Below are 21,665 nucleotides of genomic sequence, written 5' to 3'. Positions count from 1 at the left end.
ATGTACGCGGAATCGGCGGAATGTGCAAGTGTTTTTCAAGTGCCCCTCGTGTCGCCGAACAAATCGATTTGCAGGCGGGGGGCGAGTCGGAAACCGGTTTGCTGGCAGTGGGGGACGAGTCGGCGCATGCGGCGCAAAATCGTGGCCGCATCCCGGCCCTCGGGCATAAGGAAAACATGTTCATTGGGGATTTCCGCCTCCAAGCATCCCGCGATGTCCCGGAGCATGGACTGGACTTCGGCGATCGAATCTTCTTCCTCCGGCTTGACGACGAATTTAAGCTGGTAGGGGTGGGCTTGCATCAATCGGGCAACGACCGCTGGTTGGAATCGCGCCGCTTCGTGGCGGGCGGCCCACCCGCCGGGGGTTTCGGGTGGCGGCGTGGAGTGGGCGGGTTTGGGGCTGATGCTCATCAGGGCCCCGGGCAAAGACCGAAAGACCGTCCCGGCGGTTTCGACCGTGACCTTCCGGCCGTCTTGGGCCAGTCGGGCCGCCAGTTCTTCGATGGGGTCAAAGAGCATGGGCTCCCCCCCGGTGAGGACGACATGCGTGTTGCCGATCTGCCGGGCCTGCTCGACCAAGTCGCCGACATCGACTTTTGGTCCTTCAGGCTCCCAACTGGCATAGGGCGTGTCGCACCAGGTGCAGCGCAAGTTGCAACCGCTGACCCGGATAAACGTGGTGGGGACGCCAATGAACCCGCCTTCACCCTGAACGCTGCCGAAAACCTCGGAGATCCGGAGCTTGCTCATTGGGCCGGATCCGCCATGCCCAATTCGGCAAACGCGCTTTGCCGAATCAGGCAACTGTCGCAGTGTCCGCAGGCGCGGCCACCTTGCGGGTCGTAGCAAGAATGGGTGAGCCCGTAGTCCACGCCGAGTTCCAAACCCCGGCGGATGATGTCGGGCTTTGAAAGGTGGATCAGGGGGGCATGGATGGTGATCTGGCTACCTTCCGACCCGGCCTTGGTCGCCACCCGCGCCAAATCCTGGAAAGCGGCAACGAACTCGGGACGGCAATCGGGGTAGCCGCTGTAATCGATTGCGTTGACCCCGATGTAGATGTCTTCGGCTCCGCGGGTTTCGGCATAAGCTAAGGCGAGGCTGAGCATGACCGTATTCCGGGCCGGGACGTAGGTGACGGGGATCCCGTCACCGAGGCTGTCTTTGGGCACGTCAATGTCGTCGGTGAGGGCACTGCCCCCAAAGGCCCGCAAATCGACAGAGAGTGTGGTGTGCTCCCGGGCACCAATCGCGGCGGCAACCCGCCCGGCGGCGTCGAGTTCCACCGCATGCCGTTGCCCATATTGGATTGTCAGGCAATAGGCATCAAACCCGTCATGGCGGGCGATGGCCAGGCATGTGGCGGAATCGAGCCCACCGCTCAACAGAACGACCGCGTTTTTGACACTCACGCAGGGCCAAGGTACCAGGGCCATGGGGACTTCGGATGGGGACCGGCCGTCTGAAGAATCGTGGTCAGTCTGATCGCCTCACTCGCTTTGGCCCAGCCGGCCGGGGTTTTCCCTTTCGCCTGCGAGCGGTTCCGGCCCGGAGGGACGAAAGATGTCGTGCTTGTTAAAGATTCCCGCGACAAAGGGCAGGTATTGGGCCAAGGTTCCCAAGTCAGCCAGATTCCCTTGAACGGCGGGTGCGCTTTTACGGTTGACGGTTCGGCCCGCGTGGTTGCTTTTGATGCGGAAGGGACCAAGCTGCTCGACCATTCGCAATTGGGTTTCTTGTCGGCCGGGCGCCCGGTCGTCGATCCGAGTGGCTCGTTCCTGGTCGCCGAATTTGTCTCGGGCGAAGGCTCGGAATTGTGGCGCATTCCACTCAAGGGGAAAGGGCCGGCCACGATGCTGAGTTCAATCAACAAGGGGGATGGCTCGGCCAATCCCTCGTTTGAGATGGACGGGCGGACATTGCTTTGCAAGGTGGGTTCGAGCTGGGTGCGGCTCGATGTCTCGACGGGCCAGACCCGGGTGCTGGATATCCGGGCTTTAGTGCAGGATTTGCCCGAAGCGACTGAGGTTTTGGAAGTCCGGCCTTCTCCGTTGATGCCGGATTTGGCGGCGGTGACCGTGGTGATCCCCAGGGCAAGTGCCTTTCGTTGGACGATGGTTTGGGATCGAAAAACGGGCCGGGTCAGCCGGCTGAGCCCCGAAGGGGCAGATTGCGATCAAGTGGATTGGTCGCGGGATGGCCGTTGGATCCTTTTTCGGGCCAAGGACTTGGAATCGGGGCGGGTGACCTTGCAAGCGGCCCGGCCGACGGGTGGCGACCCCCAAGTGATTGCCGTGGTTAAGGAACCGGGTAGCTAGCGAAAACAGGGGCACCGATTCGCTAGAATCGGGACATGAGCTTGCCATACAACCGCGTTTACAATTTCTCGGCTGGGCCGGGGGCAATCCCGGTGCCGGTTTTGGAAGAAGCCCGCGACAACATGCTGAACTGGAAAGGGTCGGGGGTCGGGGTGATGGAGATGAGCCACCGGGGCAAGCACTATGGCCAGATCGCGGCCGAAGCCGACCAATATTGCCGCGAGTTGATGGGGGTTCCGGACAACTACAAGGTTCTTTTCTTGCAAGGCGGGGCCAGCCTGCAATTCACGATGTTGGCGATGAATTTCCTCAATGGCGGTTCGGCGGATTATCTGCGGACCGGCACCTGGGGGGCCAAAGCGGTTGATTCGGCCAAGCTCCATGGTTCGGTGAACTTGGCGCACGATGCAAAAGGGTCGAACTACGATGTTGCCGGTTACGACCTGGCGACGTATGCCGACGATGCCGCCTACACCCACTTCACAATGAACGAGACGATCCAGGGCGTCGATTTCTTGGGCGACCCGCCTGCCGACGGCAAGGATTGGATCTGCGACATGAGTTCGTGCATTGCGAGCCGGCCGTTCGATGTGTCCCGCTACGCCATGATTTATGCCGGTGCGCAGAAAAACTTGGGCCCAAGCGGGGTTGCCTTGGTCTTGATTCGGGAAGATCTCTTGGAGCGGGTTCCCGATGGATTGCCGCCGCTCCTGGATTACAAGGTCCAAGTGGAAAACGAGTGGATGTACAACACCCCCAACACGTGGGGTGCCTACATCATGAGCCTGGTGTTCAAGCATTGGATCGACTTTGGCGGGCTGGAAGCGGTGGCGGGTTACAACGCGGAAAAGGCGGCCCACATCTACGAGGCCATCGACGGGTCAGGCGGATTCTTCAAAGGTCATGCCCAACCGCAGAACCGGTCGCTGATGAACATTTCTTTCACGCTCCCGGATGAATCGCTGACCGAGAAATTCTTGGCCGAATCCAAAGCGGCCGGCTTTTATGAGTTGAAAGGGCACCGTTCAGTTGGGGGGTGCCGGGCAAGCATTTACAATGCCTTCCCTCGAGAAGGTTGCGTCGAGCTCGGCCAATTCATGAAAGGTTTTGCCCAAGCCAATGGCTGACCGGTCACGGCTTTGAGCCAGGGCCACGGCGGGGTGATCCGGCCGCTTGCTGGATTCCGGGCGGTGGCGGCACTGTGGGTCGTGGTCGTTCACATCGAATCCCTCCATCCGCCGGGGCTCCCAGAATCGGCTCTGCGGTTCTTGCGCGGCTACGGCGTATTGCCGGTGGTGTTCTTTTTTATCTTGTCCGGCTTTATCCTCAGCCTGGTCTACCACCACCGGGCCGGGGGCGGGGTTTTTGACCGGGATGGGGTCAAGAAATACGGTTGGGCCCGTTTTGGGCGCATCGTCCCCCTTTATGCGGCAAGCCTGGTGCCCGGGATTGCTTTCCATCTCGTCTGGACGGTGCAGGGGGGCGCGAACCCGATGCCGTTCACCCAGAGCACAGCCCCGGGGGAATGGAGTTTATTCCGGACTGACGGTTGGGCCTTCAACGCGCTGTTCCGCAGCAATGTCCCCGCCTGGACCCTGTCGGCGGAATTGCTTTTCTATATTCTTTTCCCGTTTTTGCTCCCCCGTTTGATGGATTGGGATCGGGGGCAATTGCGGCGGGGCGTCGTTTGGTCGCTTGCCCTATATGGCGCTATCCAGGTTGGATTGGGGTTTTTGCAATTGTTGGGCCACGGGTGGATCAAGCAGGTGGGGTTCGGGGTCGGCCATTTCGGTTCTCCGATTTTTGTCCCGGCTTTCTTTGCCGGGATGTGTTTGGGGACCTTAGTTTCGCGGGGTTGGATCTGGGAATGGGTGGCCAGTCACTCCGACTGGGTTTATGCTGGCATCGTGGCCTGGACGGTGATTTTGGCGCAGGTGCCCAACCCGACTTGGCCGCCATCGATGGTAACGGCGTTTTTGGCTCCGGCGTTTTGCCTGGCGATCGCGGCCGGGGTCGGGGGTCAGGGCTGGGTGAATTCGTGGCTCAGTTGCCGAGCCGTCCAGGAACTGGGCGCGGCGAGCTACGCCATCTACATCACCCACTGGCCGACCAAGGAACTGATGCAGTTCTATTTCAACCCGGTTGGCTGGCCGGGGATCACGCCAGGGTTGGCGGTTCTCGCCGCAGTGTTGGCGGTGGGGTTTGCTGGGCACGAGTTGGTGGAAAAGCCCCTGCATGCTTGGGTCAGGGCGCGGACGGGATAAGATTTTGTTCTGCGTGCTTCCCGAAACACCGTTGCGCTGGTTTTCAACTTGGCTCGCTGTGTCACCGCTCGCCAGGCAACACGATCCCCCGCATGATCACGTTCTGGGCGAGCAAGAACACCACCAGGGTTGGCAGCGCGGCCAAAGTCACCGCCGCCATGACCATCGATTTGGGAGCGACTAGTTGCAGTTGGTAAATAAAAACCATCAGGGTCCAGATGTTGCGATCCTGCGCCACCAAAAAGGCGTAGATGAACGCCCCGTAAGCCCCCATGAAGGCGAGGAGCGCGAGATACCCGAACACCGGTTTGGACAGAGGGAAAGCGATGCGCAACATCATCTTCCATTCGGGGGCCCCGTCAATCTGGGCCGATTCAAAAACGTCGGCAGGAAGCGAATCAAAGAACCCTTTGAGCAAAAACACCATGTACCCCGATGCCGCCGCCGGGAGCACGAGCGCGGCAAACGTGTTCAGCAGGTGCAGGTCTTTGAGCAAAAGGAACGACGGGATCAGGGCAACTTCTGCCGGAAAGGCCAAAGTCGCCAATAGGAAGATCAGGATCTTCCCAGTGGCTTTCATCGGGTACCGGCTGAGGGCGTAAGCCGCGATCGGGTTCACTGTTAGCTGCACCAGGATGGTCAGCAAGCAGAAAATCACCGTATTGGCCACGGCCCGCCCGTTGATCAGCACGTAGTCGAGGACGTAGGCGTAATTGCGCCACGTGAATTCGCGGCGGATTTCTGACTGGTGGGCGTGGAGGTAGGCAGAATCGAACGCAGCGATGGGCAATGTCAGCGTGGGCGAGCCTTCTTTTTGGGTGCCGAGCCCGGCAAATGCCGCCCACTGCCGTTCCAAGGTGACCCCATTAGCAAACACCTTGGGAAGGCCCTTTGAATAGAACTCCGATTCGTCGGGGGGCAAAGCATCCTTCCAATTCGGCGAGAGCCCCGCATTGGAAAAATCAGGCTTCCCGTTGAACGCGACGGTTTTGGGGACGTCGCCGATTTGGTTCTTATATTTGACCCGCAGGAACTCTTGGTAAAGGCGGTTGCCGGTGACTGGGATCCGGAATTCGGCCGGCAGGGTGGACTTGAATTCCAGCCAGTCGCGCCATTTTTGGTCGTTTTTGGGGTTCCAAGCCGGGTCTTCCAACCGCTCGGGGGGCGGGGTGATTTGCTGGAATGCCCCATTGAATTCGGTGTAGGCGTCGTTGACCTTTTCGACGGTGTGGTAGCGGGTGCGGAGCCAATCCTGCCACACGCGGTTGAGGCGGCTGGTGACATTGGCGCTGGGAGTGCTGAACCCGGCCACCCAGGCATCGGGCGGCAGTTGCATCAAAAACTTTTGGTAGGTTGCCAATTCCGCGGTGTCGGCAGGGGACGTGTTTTTGGTGCTGGCGATCAGGTTCGCATTGCCGGCATATTTGTCATCGATGTACTTTTTCAGCAATTCGGCATCGTCGGACCAATAGCCGGGGACCAGCTTGTTGTCGTCTTGGTCGGTTGTCCCTTTGAACCCGGTGGTGACCATGGTGGCAAACGGGTAGAGGGTTGTGAGGGCCCCCAGAACCAGCACCAGGTAGACCAACGCCATGGCGAACACGGCGCGGGGGCGCCGCCGGCCCACCTTGCCGAACAAAGACATGGGGCTATTGTAATCCAAGGCGCGGCTGGGTTCGCCTGCGACTTGCGGCTAAACTGCGGCTGAGATGTCCGTCGGCCGGTTCATGTTGGTGTTGCACTCGCACATGCCCTATGTCCTGAGCCACGGCAAATCGCCTCACGGGACCGACTGGCTGTTTGAAAGCGCGGCCGAGTGTTACCTCCCCCTCCTTGACGTTCTCGAACGGTTCCGCCAACAAGGCATCAAACCCCGCTGGACGGTGAACGTGACGCCGATCCTGGGTGAGCAGCTTGATGACCCCGCTTTCAAATCCGGGTTCATCGACTATTGCGAAGAGAAAATCGCCTTCGCCCAGCAGGACAAGGAGATGTTCGAAGCGCAGGGCGAGTTGTGGATGACCGGCCTTTCGGCGATGTGGGAGCGGTGGTACCGAAACGCCGTGATCCAGTTCAAGCACCGTTGCGGGCAATCAATCACGGGGAGTTTCCAGAGTTTTGAAGAAGATGGGTTGATCGAGTTGATCACGTGCGGGGCGACCCACGGGTATTTCCCTTTGGCGGGCACTGATGAGTCCATTCAGGCCCAAGTCAAGCTGGCTGTGGCCACCCACACCCGCCGTTTTGGCAAAGCCCCCCGCGGGATTTGGCTCCCCGAATGCGCCTACCGCCCTGGATATCCTTGGAAGGCGCCGGCGGGCGATGACGCACAGGTCTGGGATCGCAAAGGGGTCGAGCAGTTCCTGCAAGAAAGCGGGATTGAGTACTTTTTTGTGGACAGCCATATGATCCGGGGTGGCGAGCCGCTGGGGACGTATTGGCAAAAGTTTCCGCAGTTGGCCGAGCTTTTTGCCCGCAGCAAGCAATTGTTCACCCCGCCCGAAGAGTATCGGAGCGAATACGAGCATTACATGATTCCCGAAGGGGTGACCGTGTTCGCACGCGACCCCCAAAGCACGGTCAAGGTGTGGAGCGGAGATGTTGGATACCCCGGCAACGAGTACTACTTGGAGTTCCACAAGCAGCAGTACCCCGGCCGCCACAAGTACTGGCGCATCAGCCAGGACAAAGCCAACTTGGGGGCCAAGCAACCATACGACCCGTGGCGAGCGCACGAGCTCATCGCCGAGCATGCCGAAGACTTTGTGAACATCGTCAAAGGCACCCTGGCGCAATATCGGGGCCTTTCGGGTCGGGAGGGCAGTCTGGTTGCCATGTACGACACTGAATTGTTCGGCCACTGGTGGTGGGAAGGGCCGGAGTTCCTGTACGAAGTGGGATGCCGGATGGCCGCCGCCGAAGAAATCGAGATGGCGAGCGGGGGCGACGTTTTGGATGCCGAGCCCGCGCGCCACATGATCCACCTGCCCGAAGGCAGCTGGGGAGAGGGTGGTTACCACAACGTTTGGCTCAACGAGGACAACATTTGGACCTGGGAAAAGCTCTACCCCTGCCAAAAAAGGATGCGGGGGCTCGCCCAACTCAACCCATCCGGGAAAGTGAAAGAAGTGTGTGAGCAGGCGGCCCGCGAACTGCTGTTGGCCGAAGCCAGCGACTGGCAGTTCTTGATCTCGACCTTTTCTGCCCGGGATTACGCCGAAGCGCGTTTTGCTGACCACATCGAACGCTTTGAAAAGCTGGCGGACTTGGCTGAGCGTCTCTACGGCGGTGGCGCGACTTCCCCCGAGGACGAGGAATATTTGGCCGATTGCCAACTCAAAGATGCGCCATTCCCCGAACTGGATCTCGGGTTTTGGGCCCGATTGGACCACCCGCTCGTGCCGCCGGAGGCCTACGGGGCATGATCGGGAGCAAACGAATGCAGTCATATGTTGCGTCTAATGACACGATGAAGGTTTGGGTTTTGGCGGCATCGGCGATGGCGGCATTGGCTTTGGCGGCATTGTCGGGGTGTCAACCGAACGACACCTTAACGCCACAAGGCGGGGGCAAACCGTCCGGCACCACGTCGTCCAATCCGGGCCAAACAAACCCCGGCGCCCCAGATGGCGGCAATACCCCCCACAAGCCCGACCCCGCCGACGTCCAAAAGGGCATCGATCAAAACCGCACGCCCTCGCCCGATGTCCATGTCAGCGAGAACCCTCCGAGCTGGGAGAATGCCAAAGAAGCCCCGCCGGAAGTCGAAGAGACCCTTGGCAGCAAGATCGATGAGGCCCTGTCCCACCTGCCGCCGGCTTTTGTCGCCGTGACGATCGAAGTCTCGGACAAAGGAAGCCTGCTGAGGTCGGCCCCGGTTATCAAAATCCAAGACAAAACCCGGTTCGATATCCAGTACGCATTGCCAGAAACCAAGGCCGACGTCAACCGGTTGACCGGAGACGGAACAAAACGGGTGAAGTTGGAAGGCGGCAAGGTTCAAGCGCTCCCACCGCTATCTGCGGGCAAGCCGACGGCAAAGATGTCCCGCAAGCAAATCGAAGAGTTTGCCAAACGCATGCCCGGCGACGGATTCGGCTTTTATGCCGACGGCAGCCACCCGTGGTCAGCGTTTGTGGAGGGGTTGAACGACCCGGGCAACGGGTTCAAGGTCACCACAGAAGTCCAGAACGCGAAGCCGGTTGGCGACGAACGCCCGTTCTACCGGATGTACGCCGAATCGACAACGGGTGACAAACTCAAAATCGAATTCGTCGTGGACTCCAAACGCAACGTCCCCGTGCTGTTCCGATCCAACTTCATTTTCCCCGATGGCAAAACCCGGGACATGGTTTGGCGGGGGAACTGGAGCTTTGGCGGCACCCACGACAAGAAGGACTTCGTCCTGCCCAAAAGCCCACAAAAATAGAGTTTGCTCCGCCGGCAAATGTATCGGGCTAGACCTCTTGTTCGTCTGCCCTAATGGAAGGCAGATGCGATGATGACAGCGATGACTTTGGCCGCGGGGATGGCGATAGGGCAAACCGCGCCCACCCTCAAAAAGGTAAAGGCCCTTGACGGCGTGAGGGCCGTTTGTTTGGCGGCGAGCCCTGTGGATAGCCGGTTTGTTGCTGGTATGGAAAATGCCCAAGTCAGGGTGATGGATGCCGCCGGAAAGGCCGCAACCGTCACGTTTACCGGGCATGCCCAACCCGCCTATGGCGCGGCAATCTCTCCTGATGGGAAGTATGTTCTTAGCGGTGATGAGCAGGCCAAGATCTTTTTGTGGGATGCCAAAACGGGCAAATTGATCCGCGAATACCCTCGGGCCAAGGGCCACACGCGGGGCATCCAATCAATCGCGTTTAGTGCCGATGGCAAACAGTTTGTTTCGGTGGGCAAAGATGACGCGGTTTGCCTGTGGAACGTCTCGGGTGGCGACCCGGTGGCAAAAGTGATCGGCGAGCCGGCCAACTATTACGGGGCGGGCTTCACCAAAGCCGGATCGGTTTTTGCCGGAACCCAAGCCGAAGGCCTCCGCTTGTTGGCACCCAAAACGCTGAAAACGGTACAAAAAATGGTTCTGCCCGGCGGCCAAGGGGCCAACGGCTTTGCGATGAACCGGGCGGGTAGCCGCGGCGTGACGTGCGGCCGGGACGGAGTGGTCACCGTTTTTGATCTGGTCAACAAAAGCCGCCTCAAAGCCTTGACCGGCCACACCGATTTTGTGACGGCAGCCGACTTCACCCCGAACGGAAAGTTCGCGGCGACGACTTCGATCGACGGAACCCTCCGGCTTTGGGATATGTCGCTTTACAAACAAGTGGCGGAAGTGGACGGCCGCAGTTATGTCGGATCCCCAGTGGCGTTCACTGGCGATGGCAAGTACATGGTCAGCACAAATGCCTCTGACACGGTGGAGATCCACATCGTGAGTCCAGCCCAGCCGGTGGCCAAAGCCCCCAAACGCCGCTGAAAGTGTTAAGGGGCCCGCAAGGGCCCTTTACTCTTCTTCGATCAAATATTCGGCAATCAGTTGGGCCGTGTCTTTGAGGGCGTCGATGTGTGTGCGCTCGTAACCGTGGGACGTGTCGACCCCGGGGCCAATGAGCCCGACCCTCGCCGTCCCCCCGCTCCGCCAATAGGCGCTTCCATCGGAGCCGTAGTGAGGGTAGATATCCCGCTTCAAGTCGATCCCGGCCCGGCTGGCTACCGCCATGATCTTCTGGTTCAGTTCCTTGCTGTATGGCCCGCTGGAATCTTTCACGCACAAGGTGCAGTGGGATTCGGAACCGGTCTGCCCGTTGCCCACAACCGCCATGTCCAGCACCAGGTATTCGTGCAGGTCGGCGGGCAAGGAGTCCATGCCGCCGTGCCCGACTTCTTCGTAGTTGCTGATGAGGATGTGGGTTCTTTGGGCCGGGCTCACCCCGGCTTGGTGGAGGGCTTTGAGGGCGGCGATCAGGCAGGCGACACAGGCTTTGTCGTCCAAGAACCGGGATCTGATGAAGCCGGATTTGCTTTTTTCGAACCGAGGGTCGAGATAGACGAAATCCCCGACTTCGATTCCCAGCAGCCGGGTTTCTTCGGCGGAGTTGGTCCGTTCGTCGATCCGGATTTCAAGGTTGTCTGCGTTCCGAGCGGCCGTTGTCGCCTCCCGGTTGACGTGGGCGGCTCCGTTGACAAAGACCACGCTGCCCCTGATCCCGTTGCCCGCTTGGGTTTGGATGGTGACCCCTTCGCTTTCGATCGTCGGCCACATGATGCCGTTGAGGGCCGAAACCCGGAGCCGGCCGTTGGCTTTGATTTCGGCGACCATGAGCCCGAGGGTGTCGACATGGGCGCTGAGGGCGCGGGGCCGGTCGTCTTTGAGCCCTTCGTATTGGGCGACCAAGGCACCTTTGGGGGTGACAAACGTCGTAGCCCCCAGGCTCTCGAGTTCGTTTTGGGCAAACGAAACCGCCCACGCGGTGTCCCCGGTTGGGCTGGGGGTGTTGATGAGGTCTTCCAACACCGATGCAAGGTAGTCGGTGTCGATCTGGAACCGGGGCATGACCGTATTTTAGCCTGTCATAAAAATCGTTGGCCATTTTCCTGGGAGTTGGGTTAATATGAAATTGGATCGAAACAGTTTTCGCCTGTCTGCCGGTCCATGGATTCTCTCATGCGCAATGCATTCACCCTGATCGAACTGCTGGTCGTGATCGCGATCATCGCGATTTTGGCGGCGATCCTTTTCCCCGTCTTTTCGCAGGCAAAGGTCGCAGCCAAACGCACAGCCTATCTGTCCCAGTCCAAGCAGGCGGGGACGGCCATCATCATCTACCTTTCGGATTACGACGACCTGATGCCCCTGGGCACGGTGCCCGACCTCACCCAGACTATCCAGCCGAGCTACCGGAATTCTGCCAACTATTCGGCCAGTCCCGACAACTGGTGCAACTTGGCCAGCCAGCCGACCTTGCAACGGGAATCGGCCTTGGTTTGGCACAATGCCACCAACCCTTACCGTAAGAATTACGAAATGCTGAATCCGGGCAACGACCGCCGAACGTTCTCTTCGGGAACTCTGGCAGGGTGCTTTGCCTCCGGAGCCAGGGTCGCCGAGCCCAAAGGGTCCAATTTCAGCTACAACGGGTTTTTGCAGGGGATGAGCCAGAACTCGTTCACGGCCATCAGCAAACTCACGATGATTTGGCCCGGGATGGGGACATACACTTATGACGGCTTTGTGGCGGTGAGTCCCCGGCTCAACTGCCCGATCCAGGGTGTCGTTTGCCAATACAACCCAGCCGGAAGGCCGCAGGATGCGCCTTCAGGTTCGGCATATGGCATGGCCTTTGAGATCGAAGGCCCCTCTTGGCACGCCTTTGGTCAAGGATCGGTGCACGTGATGGCGGATACCAGCGCCAAGTACATTCCCTATGGCAACGGCAACCAATCGAGCGGGAACGAGAGGTTGCGGGCCCAACAGCCGTGGCAGTTCTTGAACAGCAAGGGCCAGATCCCGGCGGTTCCCGGCGCGTTCATCCGAGGGTGGATTGCCGGGCCGACTTTCTATCCGGCGGCTTTCGTCCCTGACAACCCATTTGACGGGACGACCGGTTGATGGCAAGTCGCGTTTTGATCCTGTTGGCGTTGTTGGGAGCGTTGGTTGCCTGCCAACCGGCGGCCGAGCCCGCCCCCAAAAGCCCGGCGGTCACACCCCAGCCGCAAACCCAGGCGCAGCCCTCCGCTACCCAACCGACAGGTGCCGCGGATGCCTCTGGTGCAGCCCAGGCCGATTCCTCGAACTCGGGTCTGCAGCAACTGAACCACGGCGATTCAGGCGGCTACTAGGGCTCAGTTCCCGAGTTGGTCGGGGTTCAATCCGGCCAACTCGGGCAACGTGAACAAGCCGTCTTTGCGGATCAGCACGTCGTCGAACCACACCTCGCCGCCCCCATATTCGGGCCGCTGGATGCAAACGATGTCCCAGTGAATGGCACTGTGGTTGTTGTTCCCGCCGGGGCCTTCGTAGGCATTGCCCGGCGTTAGGTGGAATGATCCGGCGATTTTCTCGTCGAAGAGGGTGTCTCGCATCGGATGGAGGACGTGCGGGTTGTATCCCAGGCTCCATTCGCCAAAGTACCGTCCGCCTTCGTCGGTGTCCAGAATGTCGTTCAGCTCCTGGGTCAAGGCGCCCGCCGTGGCATCAATGATCTTGCCGTCCTTGACTTCGAACCGGATGTCTTTGAAATCTTTACCTTGGTAGAGGCTGACCGTGTTGTATTGCACCACGCCATTCACGGAATCTTTGACCGGGCAGCTAAAGCACTCACCGTCGGGGATGTTCCGCTCGCCATGGCAGCTTTTGGATCCGATTCCCTTGATGCTGAAGCTCAGGTCAGTCCCAGGGCCGACCAGCCTGACCCGATCCGTCCTGTCCATGAGTTCGGAGAGGGGCTTTGCGGCCCGCTCCATTTTTTTGTAATCCAGAGTGCAAACCCGGAAGTAAAAGTCCTCAAACGCATCGGTCGGCATGGAAGCCATCTGGGCCATGCTGGGGTTGGGCCACCGGAGGGCGGCCCATTTGGTGTGGGGAACCCGCTGGCCGTGGACCACGGGGATGCCGTACCGGGTTTGCCACATGGCGTTGGTCGCGGAGGGGACGTCGCTGAGTTCGGCGGAGTTGTGCCCGCCCCGGAGTGAGATGTAGGCGGTCATCTGCTTCATCTCGTGCAGTTCGATCTCTGCGATCATATCGGCGTTCGCTTCGGTCATCCCGTGCATCAATTGTCGCCGGATCCGGTTGGATTCGAGCCTGAGGGCCACCTTTGCTCCTTTGGATTGGGCGACCCGGACGAATTCGGCGACGCATTCTTCGGGGATGTCGAATGCGTGGATGAGCACGCTGTCCGCAGGTCCGAGGGAGGTCGAATGGCCGCAGATCAGTTCGGCAAGTTGGGTGACGCGGGGGTCCAGCATTTTCAGACTTTACCGGTTGGCGGGCCAGTCACACCCTTGCCACTCGTCAACCGGTAAGATAAGCGGGTCCGGTGCGGGCTCGGCAAGCCGCGATGACCATCTGTCCTTCCGCCACGCCGATCGACCCCGGACGAAAAACAACAAGGATTCACACCGGTGAAAAAACAGACAACCCGGAGCCGGAGCCGCTCCCCCAAAACAACGACCGGCCGCCCCGTGCGCGCCACTGCCGCCACCCGCAGCCGGGCTCCCGGCCAAATCGACATCGTCGTGAACTCGGCGAACCGCGAAACCCGGATCGCCCTCCTTGAAGACGGCAAGCTGATGGAGTACCGCGTTGAGCGGGAAGAACGCGTCGTGGGCTCGATTTTCAAAGGCATCGTCCAAAACGTCCTGCCGGGGATGGATGCGGCATTTGTCGACATCGGCTTGGAGCGCAACGCCTTCCTCTACGTCGGCGACATCGTTCCTGAAGAAGGCGACGACACCAGCCCGGCCAGCGTCAAGCGCAGCGAACTGCGCCGCCGCAAGATCAAAGAATTGATTCGGCCCGGGCAAGAGCTCATGGTCCAAGTGACCAAGGGCCCTCGGGGCACAAAGGGCGCCCGGGTCACAACGCGCATCAGCCTGCCGGGCCGCTATGTCGTGTTGGTTCCCGAAGGCGGCCATTTGGGCGTCAGCCGCAAGATCGAAGACCGAAAGGAGCGCGAACGGCTCCGCAAGATCGGCGAAAGGCTGCTCACCACCAACTTCGGGCTCATCATGCGCACCGAATGCGAGGGCCGCACGGAAGCCGAACTCCGCGCCGATGTCCTGTTTTTGCAACAGCTTTGGATTCAAGTTTTGGAAGCGGCCAAAAAGCTTCGGGCCCCGGCCGTAGTCCACCGCGACCAAACCCTCCTTTACCGGACGATCCGCGACGTTTTTGGCGACGAGATCGACCGGCTTGTCATCGACGACCCCGACGAGTACGAAAAAGTCTCGTTGGTGGCTGGGATGGTGGCCCCCAAGCTGAAGGACAAAATCGTGCTCTACGACAAGGAAGAGCCCGTTTTTGACCATTACAAGATCGAGAAAGACCTCGACGACCTGATGGAGCACCACGTGCGGCTCCGGAGCGGTGGCTACCTGGTCATCGACCAGATGGAGGCGTTGACCGCGATCGACATCAACACCGGCAAGCAGGTCGGCAGTAAGAGCCTAAACGACACCATCCTCAAGACCAACATGGAGGCCGCCGATGAGGTGTGCCGCCAGCTGCGGCTCCGAGATATGGGCGGCATCATCGTCATCGACTTCATCGACATGGAAGATGAAAACGATAAGAAAAAGCTCCTTGACCATTTCACAAAGGGGTTGGAGCGGGACCGGGCCCGCACCCGGGTCGGCAAAGTCTCTAGCCTGGGGTTGGTTGAAATCACCCGCAAGCGCACCGGGGAAAGCGTGACCGAATTGATCACTACCGTCTGCCCGACTTGCGAGGGACGGGCGAGGATCCCGAGCGTGGACACTATCAGCTTGTGGATCGAGCGCGAAATGCGACGCCGGGTCGGCGAACCCGGCAACGCCTTTGCCATCCATTGCCACCCTGCCGTGGTTGAAAATGTGATCGGGGCCGACGGGGAGGGGATTGAAGAATTGGAGCACGAACTCCGGCGGGGCCTTTACCTGCGCGCGAACTTTGATTTTGAAATCGACGAGTTCGAGGTGATGGGGGGCACGATCGAAGAATTCGATGCCGAGCACATGGGGTTCCGACGCACCCAGGTTGTCGAGTGCAATGTGCGGTCATCCCATGCCGAAGGTGATGCCCGGGCAATCGGATGGACCGACAAAGGCTATTACGTCGAACTCCTCGATGGGCACGACCTCGTCGGCAGCCGGGTGAAAGTGGTTTTCCAAGACATCCGCCGGGCCTTTGCCGTTGCGGATGTCGTCATTCCGGGCAAAGGCGCGTTGCGGGGTTAGACGTCAACTCCCGACCGGAACTGGGATCACATCCGTACCCATATACCGTTGAAGCGGCTCGGGGATCAAAACCGATCCATCAGGTTGCCGATAGGTTTCGAGCAGGGCCACCATCAGCCGGGGCACGGCAAGTCCGGATCCGTTGAGGATGTGGGCAAATTCCGGAGCCGCCCCCGGTTCGGGCCGGAACCGGATGTTGGCCCTCCGCGATTGGTAAGCCTCGAAGTTGGTGCAACTGCTGACTTCGAGGTATCGGCCTTCTCCCGGTGCCCAGACTTCCAAGTCGTAGCATTTCGAACCTTTGTCCCCCATGTCGCCGGCACAGAGCAATAAAACCCGGTAATGGAGCCCCAGGGCCTGCAGGACTCCTTCGGCGTCGGCCACAAGCTCCTCCAGGTGGTCGTAGCTGGTTTCGGGGCGGACGAACTTGACCAACTCCACCTTGTCGAATTGGTGCATGCGCAAAATCCCGCGGGTGTCGCGGCCGGCGGCCCCGGCCTCCTTGCGGAAACACGGCGTGTATGCGGCATATTTGACCGGCATCATCCACGGTTCCAAAATCTCATCCCGCAGAAGGTTGGTGACCGGGACTTCGGCAGTGGGGATCAGCCAGAGGTCGTCGCTGGTTTGGTAGAGGTCTTCGGCGAACTTGGGCAAATTGCCCGTTCCCACCAGGCTCTCGGTCAAGACCAGTGCCGGGGGATACACTTCTTTGTAGCCGTTCTGCTCGGTCTGAAAGTCGAGCATGAAACTGATGAGCGCCCGGACGAGCTTGGCGCCCCAACCGGTGTAAACCACAAATCCCGAGCCGCTAACTTTGGCCCCGGCGGCAAAATCGACCAATTGGAGCTCTTCGGCGATTTCTTGGTGGGGTTTGAACGTTCCGGTAGGCTGCTGCCCCCATGTCCTGATTTCGGCGTTGTCGTCGGCAGTTTTGCCGTCAGGGACAGTTTCGTGGGGGAGGTTGGGGAATCTGAGCTCCAGGTCGCGCAGGGCATCTTCTTGCTCCTTGACCTTTGGTTCCAACGCCTTGATGGCTTCCTTCAGTTCGCCGGTTTGGGCCTTGGCGGCATCGGCCCCGGCCTTGTCGCCTTGCCCCATCAGTTGGCCGATGGACTTGCTGAGGCGGTTCATTTCGGCCTTTTTGAGTTCCAGGTCGTGGATGGTTGCCCGCCATTCGGCATCCAGGGCCAGGAATTGGTCGACCGGGGCATCCACCCCTTTTCGCAGGGATCCGGCCCGCACGAGGTCGGGGTTTTCGCGGATAAGTTTGCGGTCGAGCATAGGCGGGAATGTACCAGCCTGCCGCCCGGCGACCTATTCGCCTTCGCCGGTGAACACCCGTTCCACCGGGTAGAAGCCGATGCGGGTAATCCGGCTTTTGGCCGCCTGCTCCACGCGGAGCCGCCCGATGGCGATTTCGACCGTGTCGCCCAATTTGGGAGTCCGCTCCAGTTTTTCGACGATGATTGCGGCCAAGGTCTGTCTGTTGAACCCGGCATCGCTGTCGTCATCCCATTCCAAAAAGTCGATCAGCTCGTCGTAGCGCACATCGGGCCGGAGGCTGATCCGGCTGGGGCTGGTGCGTTCGATGGCGGGCCGATCGCTTTCCAGCCGATCTTCCAAATCGCCAAAAATCTCTTCGATGACGTCTTCCAGGGTGACGAGGCCTTGGGTTCCGCCGTATTCGTCCTGGACAATAACGATCTGGGTCTTCGTCTCCCTCATAACTTCGACCAATCTGTTCAAGGTCAGGCTCTCTGGAACATAGACGGCGGGCCGTGCGATTGCTTCGAGGTTGAAATCCGGTTTTTGCAAATGGATGACGATGTCGTTGAGATAGGCGATCCCGACGATGTCGTCGACATCCCCCCGGCAGACCGGGATCCGGCTGTGCCCGATCTGGGCCAATTGCTCCAAGACCTCTTCCTTTGTGGCACCGGCATCCAGCCATTTGATGTCGAGCCGGTGCAGCATGGCGTCTTCGGCGTCCAGTTCGTCGAGCCGCAGGGCCTTAGAAACGACGTCGGCATGGTCTTCGTGGATCCCGCCCGATTCCTCCCCGCTCCGGATCATGAAGTGCAGTTCTTCGCGGCTGATGGCCGCACCACCGTCGTCCGTGGGGATGTTGAGGACCCTGAGAACCAACTCGCCAGATTTTTGGAAGAGCCAAATGACTGGCTTGAGGAGGGTGACAGCCCAGCCGAGCGGTCGGACCACGAGCCGGAGGATGGCTTCAGGGAATTTGAGCGCGAGGTATTTGGGAACGAGTTCGCCAAGCACGACGAGCGGGTAGCTGACAATGACAATGCTAAACAGGCTGATCGCCCATTCGGGGAACGAAAGGGGGAAGAGCGGTTCGAGCTTGCGGCTCAGCCACGGTTCCAGCACCGCGCCGATGGCGATGTTGAGGAAGGTAATCGCGACCTGGTTACCGGCAACGTACCGCGATTGTTCGCTGATCGCTTTGAGGGCGAGTTTATCGGCCGAGCTCCCCTTTTTTGCCGCAGGGGCGATGCGGCTCTCGCGGGCCGAGACCAAAGCGTATTCCGCAGCGACGAAAAAGGCCGATCCGGCAAAGAAAAGAAGCCCGACGAGGGCAAAAACCAAGTCGCTCATGGCCGGGGGGCCATGGCGGATGTCCGGCGGCGGGGCCGTATCGGAACGGGGTCGTCGCTCATTGGCGGCACTATTGTAGCAGATCACCGGATTGGGCTTGGTTAAACTGGCACCGTGGACATGCACGGCGTTTGGCCGGCGGCGGTGACGCCGTTCGATTCGGAGGGGGCGGTCGATGGGCCGAGCCTCATCCGGCTCCTCTCATTTTTCCGCGCCTCTGGGTGCCAAGGGGTTGTCGTCGCCGGTACGAATGGCGAAGGGCCGAGCCTGAGCGCCGTGGAAAAGCGAGACCTCTTGCGGTTGGCGGTCAAATCGGAGATGCCTTGCCTGCTCGGGATTGCGATGCCCAGCCTCACCGAGGCCGTTTGGCTGGCGGAACAGGCCGGGAAGTGCGGGGCCGCTGGAGTTTTGCTGATGGCCCCCGGCTATTTTCGGAATGCTTCCGCCAAAGGTGTGGTGAATTGGATGTTGGCCGTCGCCGATTCCAGCCCGGTTCCGGTGGTGGCCTACAACTTTCCCAAATACACCGGGTTCACGTTCGATGCCGACGTGGTCAAGGCGTTGGCCCGGCACCCCAACATTCAGGGGTTCAAAGATTCTAGCGGCGATCGGGCCAATTTGGCGATGTTCCGGTTCATGGCCCCCGATGCCGCCTTGATGGTCGGCGACGAGACCTTGGCGGTCGAAGCTGGGCAAGCCGGTTGGCAGGGATGCATCAGTGGGGCCGCCAACCTGATCCCCAATTGGCTGTGCCAGTGCGTCAGCGAGCCGAAGGGCGTTTCGTTCGAGGTTGTTCTCCCGGTGGTCCAGGCCATTCGGGCGGAAGTCCAACCGGCCGCCAACAAGGCAGTGCTCCACCGGTGGGGCGTGATCTCCCGGCCCGATGTCCGGCTCCCCCTGCTCGCGGATAGCGAATGCCTCTTGGCGGAAACCATCGAGTCACGCTTGGGGATGAACCGCAACAACCTCGGGATCCCCCCGGGAGAATACGGGGATTGAAAAAACCCCGCAAAATCACCTAATACTAGTAATTATACTAGGTGTACCCGTAGTTTTGACAGGGAACAAGACTCGTGTTGACCCCCTGAGGGCACAAAAGCGGAGCCAATGGAGTGGCGACCGCGCCGCCAGGGATCACGGAGGAAAACACACATGTCTTTTCGCATCAACTCGAACACGGCCGCCATGGGTGCCTTGCGCAACCTCGACATGACCGGCACGCTTTTCAACAAAAGCATCAACCGACTTTCCACTGGCATGCGCATCACCAGCGCCGCCGACGACCCCGCTGGCTTGATCGTCAGCGAGAACTTCCGAGCCCAGATCGGGGGCGTGACGCAAGCCATCCGCAACAACCAAGATGCGTTGAACTACGCGAAAACTGCGGAAGGGTCACTGGACGAAATCGCCCGACTCCTGCGGGATGGCCGCGAGCTTGCCGTCCAAAGCGGCAACTCGGCTTTGCTCGATGCCAACCAGATCCAAGCCAACCAAAACCAATGGAACTTGATCGTCCAATCGATCAACCGCATTGCCACAGAAACCCAATTCGGCCGCAAACGGTTGTTGGATGGTTCGAGCGGTGTCAATGCGAGCGTCGTCGACTTGGCTAATGTCAAGAACATCAGCCTGACCGGCGTCTTCAACGGCAAATCGGTCACCACCAATGGCGCAATCGGCGTCGACATCACCACCGTTGCCAAAAAGGCAACCGCCCAAGGCACAAACGGCGTGGCCGCGGCCAACATTGGGGCCTATCTCGGAACTGCGGTCGGGACGTCTTCCGGTCAGTTCTCAATCAACGGGACGACCTTTGTGGTCGGCGCCAACGAAACCTGGGGCGACGTCGTGGCCCGGATCAACGAACGGAGCGCCCAAACCGGCGTTGTGGCCGAGGCCCAATATGGCGTCACAGCGGCTGGCGAAGGTTCGATCAAACTCAGCAGCACCACGTTTGGCACCAAAGGCGACTTCGTGGTTTCGGATAGCGGCGTGCTGTTGAGCTCTGCCGGGCTGATTGAAACCAAGACGACGGCGACCAAAGGTGTGGATGCCGTTGCCGACGTCACTATCGGCAGCGACACCGTGACGTTCACCGGCGGCCTGATGGGCCACGACGGCTTGACCTTGACCGATGCCGATGGCAACGTGATCTCGGTCCAACCGATCGCCGCCCCGGTGACCATTGCCACCGCTGGCTATGTCCAAGTGGGTTCAGCCCAGTTCCAAACCGGCGGCAACGCCGGCCAGCGCGCCACGCTCAGCATTGGCAGCTTCCTCAGCTCGACCTTGCAGATCGATGGCCTGGACCTGACCACCGCCAACGGGGTGAACACGGCCATGGGTGCGATTGAGAACGCGATCAGCGAACTCAGCCGCAAACGGGGCGAGATTGGCTCGTTCATGCGCAACGTCTTGGAAAGCAATGTCCGTTCGCTAGGCATCGCCAAAGAAAACCTGACGGCCACCGAATCGGCAATCCGCGACGTGGACGTTGCCGAAGAAATGACCAACTACACCAAGCTGCAGATCCTCCAGCAAAGCGGCCTGAGCGTCCTTGCTCAAGCCAACCAGGCGCCGCAAGGCGTGCTCAGCCTGCTGCGAGGATAATGATGCAGTGAAATTTCAACCACCCTATAACGTGAAAAGACCGCCCGGGACACTCCACCCGGGCAGGTCTTTTTTTGCGTTGGGTTAGACTTTTGCTCCTGTGGATACGCGGTTTGTCGGTTCGGAGCGGGAAATGGTGGCCCTTGGTCAAGAGCTTTCGGCGTTGTGGCATGCCGGAGATATTGTTTTGCTGTTTGGCGATTTGGGGGCAGGCAAAACGACGCTTGTCCGGGGAGTGATGGAAAGCCTTAATTGGGAAGGTGCCGTCCGGTCGCCGACTTTCAACCTGATGCAGATATATCCAACCAAAGTGCCGGTGATGCACGCCGATTTGTACCGGGTTGCTTCGGCAACGGGAATCGGTTTGGAGGAGTACTTTGACGACCACCTGTGCCTGATCGAATGGCCAGACCGGTTGGGGGATCTGATCGATGGGGCAAAGTGCTGGCGGATTCAGATCGAGTTTGAAGGGGATGGGAGGCTCGTTTCGGTCGCCGACCCCCACAAGTGACGCCGCCAAAAGCCTGGATGGAATCTCTGCCGGGATATTGACCCGATCCAGGAACCCCGGATACGCTGACTTGCAAATGCCCAGAACCCTCCCGTTTGTCGCTTTGGCTCTTGCGGCCGTTGTCCTTATTGCCGCTGTCCCTGCCGGATCCCAAGTCCAACTGGCCAAGTCTGGCCCCAAATCAAAACTGATCAAGGTGACTTATGAAGACCGGGTGTTTGCCATCAACCCGGATTTGGTCGACAAAGTCGACTCCTACAAGACCGACGAGGCCATGTACGAAGTGCACCTTTCGATGATCAGCGAGTTGACGGGTGAAGAAAAGGAGATCGTCCAGCTCAACATGAATCAAGCCGCCGTGAACCAATTGATCGACCAGATCAACAAGGGGCGGGAATGATCCCCC

Annotated in this window: 20 protein-coding genes; 13 read left to right on the top strand and 7 right to left on the bottom strand. The window is 59.9% G+C overall.

The genetic code is table 11. The features are described 5' to 3' along the window. Nucleotides 1-35: 35 nt before the first annotated feature. A complete protein-coding gene (locus tag JNM28_08785; protein MBL8068532.1) occupies nucleotides 36-752 on the bottom strand; it encodes a 7-carboxy-7-deazaguanine synthase QueE in 717 nt (238 codons plus the stop codon). Beyond that, complete coding sequence (queC, locus tag JNM28_08780; protein ID MBL8068531.1) at nucleotides 749-1,438, bottom strand: 7-cyano-7-deazaguanine synthase QueC; 690 nt, start codon at nucleotides 1,436-1,438, stop codon at nucleotides 749-751. The genes JNM28_08785 and queC overlap by 4 nt, the downstream gene beginning before the upstream one ends. A 36-nt stretch (nucleotides 1,439-1,474) precedes the next feature. Here queC and JNM28_08775 point away from each other — a divergent pair, with 36 nt between their 5' ends. Genes JNM28_08775 through JNM28_08765 form a run of 3 tightly spaced genes read left to right on the top strand, consistent with a single transcriptional unit; the run spans nucleotide 1,475 to nucleotide 4,584 of the window. After that, a complete protein-coding gene (locus JNM28_08775; protein ID MBL8068530.1) occupies nucleotides 1,475-2,320 on the top strand; it encodes a hypothetical protein in 846 nt (281 codons plus the stop codon). Nucleotides 2,321-2,361: 41 nt separating this feature from the next. Then, nucleotides 2,362-3,447, top strand: a complete 1,086-nt coding sequence (gene serC / locus JNM28_08770; GenBank protein MBL8068529.1) for a 3-phosphoserine/phosphohydroxythreonine transaminase — start codon at nucleotides 2,362-2,364, stop codon at nucleotides 3,445-3,447. A gap of 12 nt (nucleotides 3,448-3,459) precedes the next feature. Next, nucleotides 3,460-4,584: an acyltransferase gene (locus tag JNM28_08765; GenBank protein ID MBL8068528.1), complete on the top strand. Its 1,125-nt coding sequence runs from the start codon at nucleotides 3,460-3,462 to the stop codon at nucleotides 4,582-4,584. A gap of 61 nt (nucleotides 4,585-4,645) precedes the next feature. Here JNM28_08765 and JNM28_08760 read toward each other — a convergent pair whose 3' ends face one another. Further along, nucleotides 4,646-6,229 (bottom strand): ABC transporter permease subunit, encoded by a 1,584-nt coding sequence (locus tag JNM28_08760; GenBank protein ID MBL8068527.1) that lies wholly within the window; start codon nucleotides 6,227-6,229, stop codon nucleotides 4,646-4,648. A 64-nt stretch (nucleotides 6,230-6,293) separates the two neighbouring features. Here JNM28_08760 and JNM28_08755 point away from each other — a divergent pair, with 64 nt between their 5' ends. The 3 genes from JNM28_08755 (at nucleotide 6,294) to JNM28_08745 (ending at nucleotide 10,060) form a co-directional block, all read left to right on the top strand. Next, nucleotides 6,294-8,009, top strand: coding sequence for a DUF1957 domain-containing protein (locus JNM28_08755; GenBank protein MBL8068526.1), 1,716 nt, complete (start codon nucleotides 6,294-6,296; stop codon nucleotides 8,007-8,009). A gap of 44 nt (nucleotides 8,010-8,053) precedes the next feature. Next, on the top strand, nucleotides 8,054-9,013 hold the full coding sequence (locus tag JNM28_08750; protein ID MBL8068525.1) for a hypothetical protein: 960 nt from the start codon (nucleotides 8,054-8,056) through the stop codon (nucleotides 9,011-9,013). Between the two features lie 69 nt (nucleotides 9,014-9,082). Beyond that, complete coding sequence (locus JNM28_08745) at nucleotides 9,083-10,060, top strand: WD40 repeat domain-containing protein (protein ID MBL8068524.1); 978 nt, start codon at nucleotides 9,083-9,085, stop codon at nucleotides 10,058-10,060. A gap of 27 nt (nucleotides 10,061-10,087) precedes the next feature. Here JNM28_08745 and JNM28_08740 read toward each other — a convergent pair whose 3' ends face one another. Next, nucleotides 10,088-11,137: a M42 family metallopeptidase gene (locus JNM28_08740; GenBank protein MBL8068523.1), complete on the bottom strand. Its 1,050-nt coding sequence runs from the start codon at nucleotides 11,135-11,137 to the stop codon at nucleotides 10,088-10,090. A 111-nt stretch (nucleotides 11,138-11,248) separates the two neighbouring features. Between JNM28_08740 and JNM28_08735 the strand changes: the two genes are divergently transcribed. Continuing rightward, nucleotides 11,249-12,193: a prepilin-type N-terminal cleavage/methylation domain-containing protein gene (locus tag JNM28_08735; GenBank protein ID MBL8068522.1), complete on the top strand. Its 945-nt coding sequence runs from the start codon at nucleotides 11,249-11,251 to the stop codon at nucleotides 12,191-12,193. After that, nucleotides 12,193-12,423: a hypothetical protein gene (locus tag JNM28_08730; protein ID MBL8068521.1), complete on the top strand. Its 231-nt coding sequence runs from the start codon at nucleotides 12,193-12,195 to the stop codon at nucleotides 12,421-12,423. Before JNM28_08735 ends, JNM28_08730 begins: the two co-directional genes overlap by 1 nt. Nucleotides 12,424-12,426: 3 nt before the next feature. On the opposite strand, the gene JNM28_08725 is transcribed toward JNM28_08730, so the two are convergent. After that, complete coding sequence (locus JNM28_08725; protein MBL8068520.1) at nucleotides 12,427-13,551, bottom strand: aminopeptidase; 1,125 nt, start codon at nucleotides 13,549-13,551, stop codon at nucleotides 12,427-12,429. A gap of 156 nt (nucleotides 13,552-13,707) precedes the next feature. Here JNM28_08725 and JNM28_08720 point away from each other — a divergent pair, with 156 nt between their 5' ends. After that, nucleotides 13,708-15,519, top strand: coding sequence for an Rne/Rng family ribonuclease (locus JNM28_08720; protein ID MBL8068519.1), 1,812 nt, complete (start codon nucleotides 13,708-13,710; stop codon nucleotides 15,517-15,519). 3 nt (nucleotides 15,520-15,522) lie between these two features. On the opposite strand, the gene serS is transcribed toward JNM28_08720, so the two are convergent. Both serS and JNM28_08710 read right to left on the bottom strand, forming a co-directional pair. Further along, nucleotides 15,523-16,803, bottom strand: a complete 1,281-nt coding sequence (gene serS, locus JNM28_08715) for a serine--tRNA ligase (protein ID MBL8068518.1) — start codon at nucleotides 16,801-16,803, stop codon at nucleotides 15,523-15,525. A 33-nt stretch (nucleotides 16,804-16,836) separates the two neighbouring features. Beyond that, entirely contained in the window at nucleotides 16,837-18,225 is a 1,389-nt protein-coding gene (locus JNM28_08710; GenBank protein ID MBL8068517.1) for an HlyC/CorC family transporter, read from the bottom strand. A gap of 33 nt (nucleotides 18,226-18,258) precedes the next feature. Between JNM28_08710 and JNM28_08705 the strand changes: the two genes are divergently transcribed. From JNM28_08705 to JNM28_08690, 4 genes are all read left to right on the top strand, one after another. Further along, on the top strand, nucleotides 18,259-19,137 hold the full coding sequence (locus tag JNM28_08705; GenBank protein MBL8068516.1) for a dihydrodipicolinate synthase family protein: 879 nt from the start codon (nucleotides 18,259-18,261) through the stop codon (nucleotides 19,135-19,137). 153 nt (nucleotides 19,138-19,290) lie between these two features. Beyond that, on the top strand, nucleotides 19,291-20,748 hold the full coding sequence (locus tag JNM28_08700; protein ID MBL8068515.1) for a hypothetical protein: 1,458 nt from the start codon (nucleotides 19,291-19,293) through the stop codon (nucleotides 20,746-20,748). A gap of 100 nt (nucleotides 20,749-20,848) precedes the next feature. Then, nucleotides 20,849-21,259 carry a tRNA (adenosine(37)-N6)-threonylcarbamoyltransferase complex ATPase subunit type 1 TsaE gene (gene tsaE, locus JNM28_08695; protein ID MBL8068514.1) on the top strand — a complete coding sequence of 137 codons (411 nt, stop codon included), beginning with the start codon at nucleotides 20,849-20,851 and terminating at the stop codon, nucleotides 21,257-21,259. 76 nt (nucleotides 21,260-21,335) lie between these two features. Further along, the gene (locus JNM28_08690; protein ID MBL8068513.1) at nucleotides 21,336-21,659 is read left to right on the top strand and encodes a hypothetical protein; all 324 of its coding nucleotides are present in this window, start codon (nucleotides 21,336-21,338) and stop codon (nucleotides 21,657-21,659) included. Nucleotides 21,660-21,665 lie beyond the last annotated feature (6 nt).

Source organism: Armatimonadota bacterium, assembly GCA_016789105.1.
In the GTDB taxonomy this organism is placed as follows: domain Bacteria; phylum Armatimonadota; class Fimbriimonadia; order Fimbriimonadales; family Fimbriimonadaceae; genus UphvI-Ar2.
The sequence above is the reverse complement of the archived record's forward strand: the minus strand, read 5'-3'. Positions and strand labels throughout refer to the sequence as shown.

Coding starts and splice junctions, on each gene's coding strand:
- JNM28_08785 (MBL8068532.1), bottom strand. CDS start 752: ATGAGCAAGCTCCGGATCTCCGAGGTTTTCGGCAGCGTTCAGGGTGAA.
- queC (MBL8068531.1), bottom strand. CDS start 1,438: ATGGCCCTGGTACCTTGGCCCTGCGTGAGTGTCAAAAACGCGGTCGTT.
- JNM28_08760 (MBL8068527.1), bottom strand. CDS start 6,229: ATGTCTTTGTTCGGCAAGGTGGGCCGGCGGCGCCCCCGCGCCGTGTTC.
- JNM28_08755 (MBL8068526.1), top strand. CDS start 6,294: ATGTCCGTCGGCCGGTTCATGTTGGTGTTGCACTCGCACATGCCCTAT.
- JNM28_08750 (MBL8068525.1), top strand. CDS start 8,054: ATGAAGGTTTGGGTTTTGGCGGCATCGGCGATGGCGGCATTGGCTTTG.
- JNM28_08745 (MBL8068524.1), top strand. CDS start 9,083: ATGATGACAGCGATGACTTTGGCCGCGGGGATGGCGATAGGGCAAACC.
- JNM28_08740 (MBL8068523.1), bottom strand. CDS start 11,137: ATGCCCCGGTTCCAGATCGACACCGACTACCTTGCATCGGTGTTGGAA.
- JNM28_08735 (MBL8068522.1), top strand. CDS start 11,249: ATGCGCAATGCATTCACCCTGATCGAACTGCTGGTCGTGATCGCGATC.
- JNM28_08730 (MBL8068521.1), top strand. CDS start 12,193: ATGGCAAGTCGCGTTTTGATCCTGTTGGCGTTGTTGGGAGCGTTGGTT.
- JNM28_08725 (MBL8068520.1), bottom strand. CDS start 13,551: ATGCTGGACCCCCGCGTCACCCAACTTGCCGAACTGATCTGCGGCCAT.
- serS (MBL8068518.1), bottom strand. CDS start 16,803: ATGCTCGACCGCAAACTTATCCGCGAAAACCCCGACCTCGTGCGGGCC.
- JNM28_08705 (MBL8068516.1), top strand. CDS start 18,259: ATGCACGGCGTTTGGCCGGCGGCGGTGACGCCGTTCGATTCGGAGGGG.
- JNM28_08700 (MBL8068515.1), top strand. CDS start 19,291: ATGTCTTTTCGCATCAACTCGAACACGGCCGCCATGGGTGCCTTGCGC.
- JNM28_08690 (MBL8068513.1), top strand. CDS start 21,336: ATGCCCAGAACCCTCCCGTTTGTCGCTTTGGCTCTTGCGGCCGTTGTC.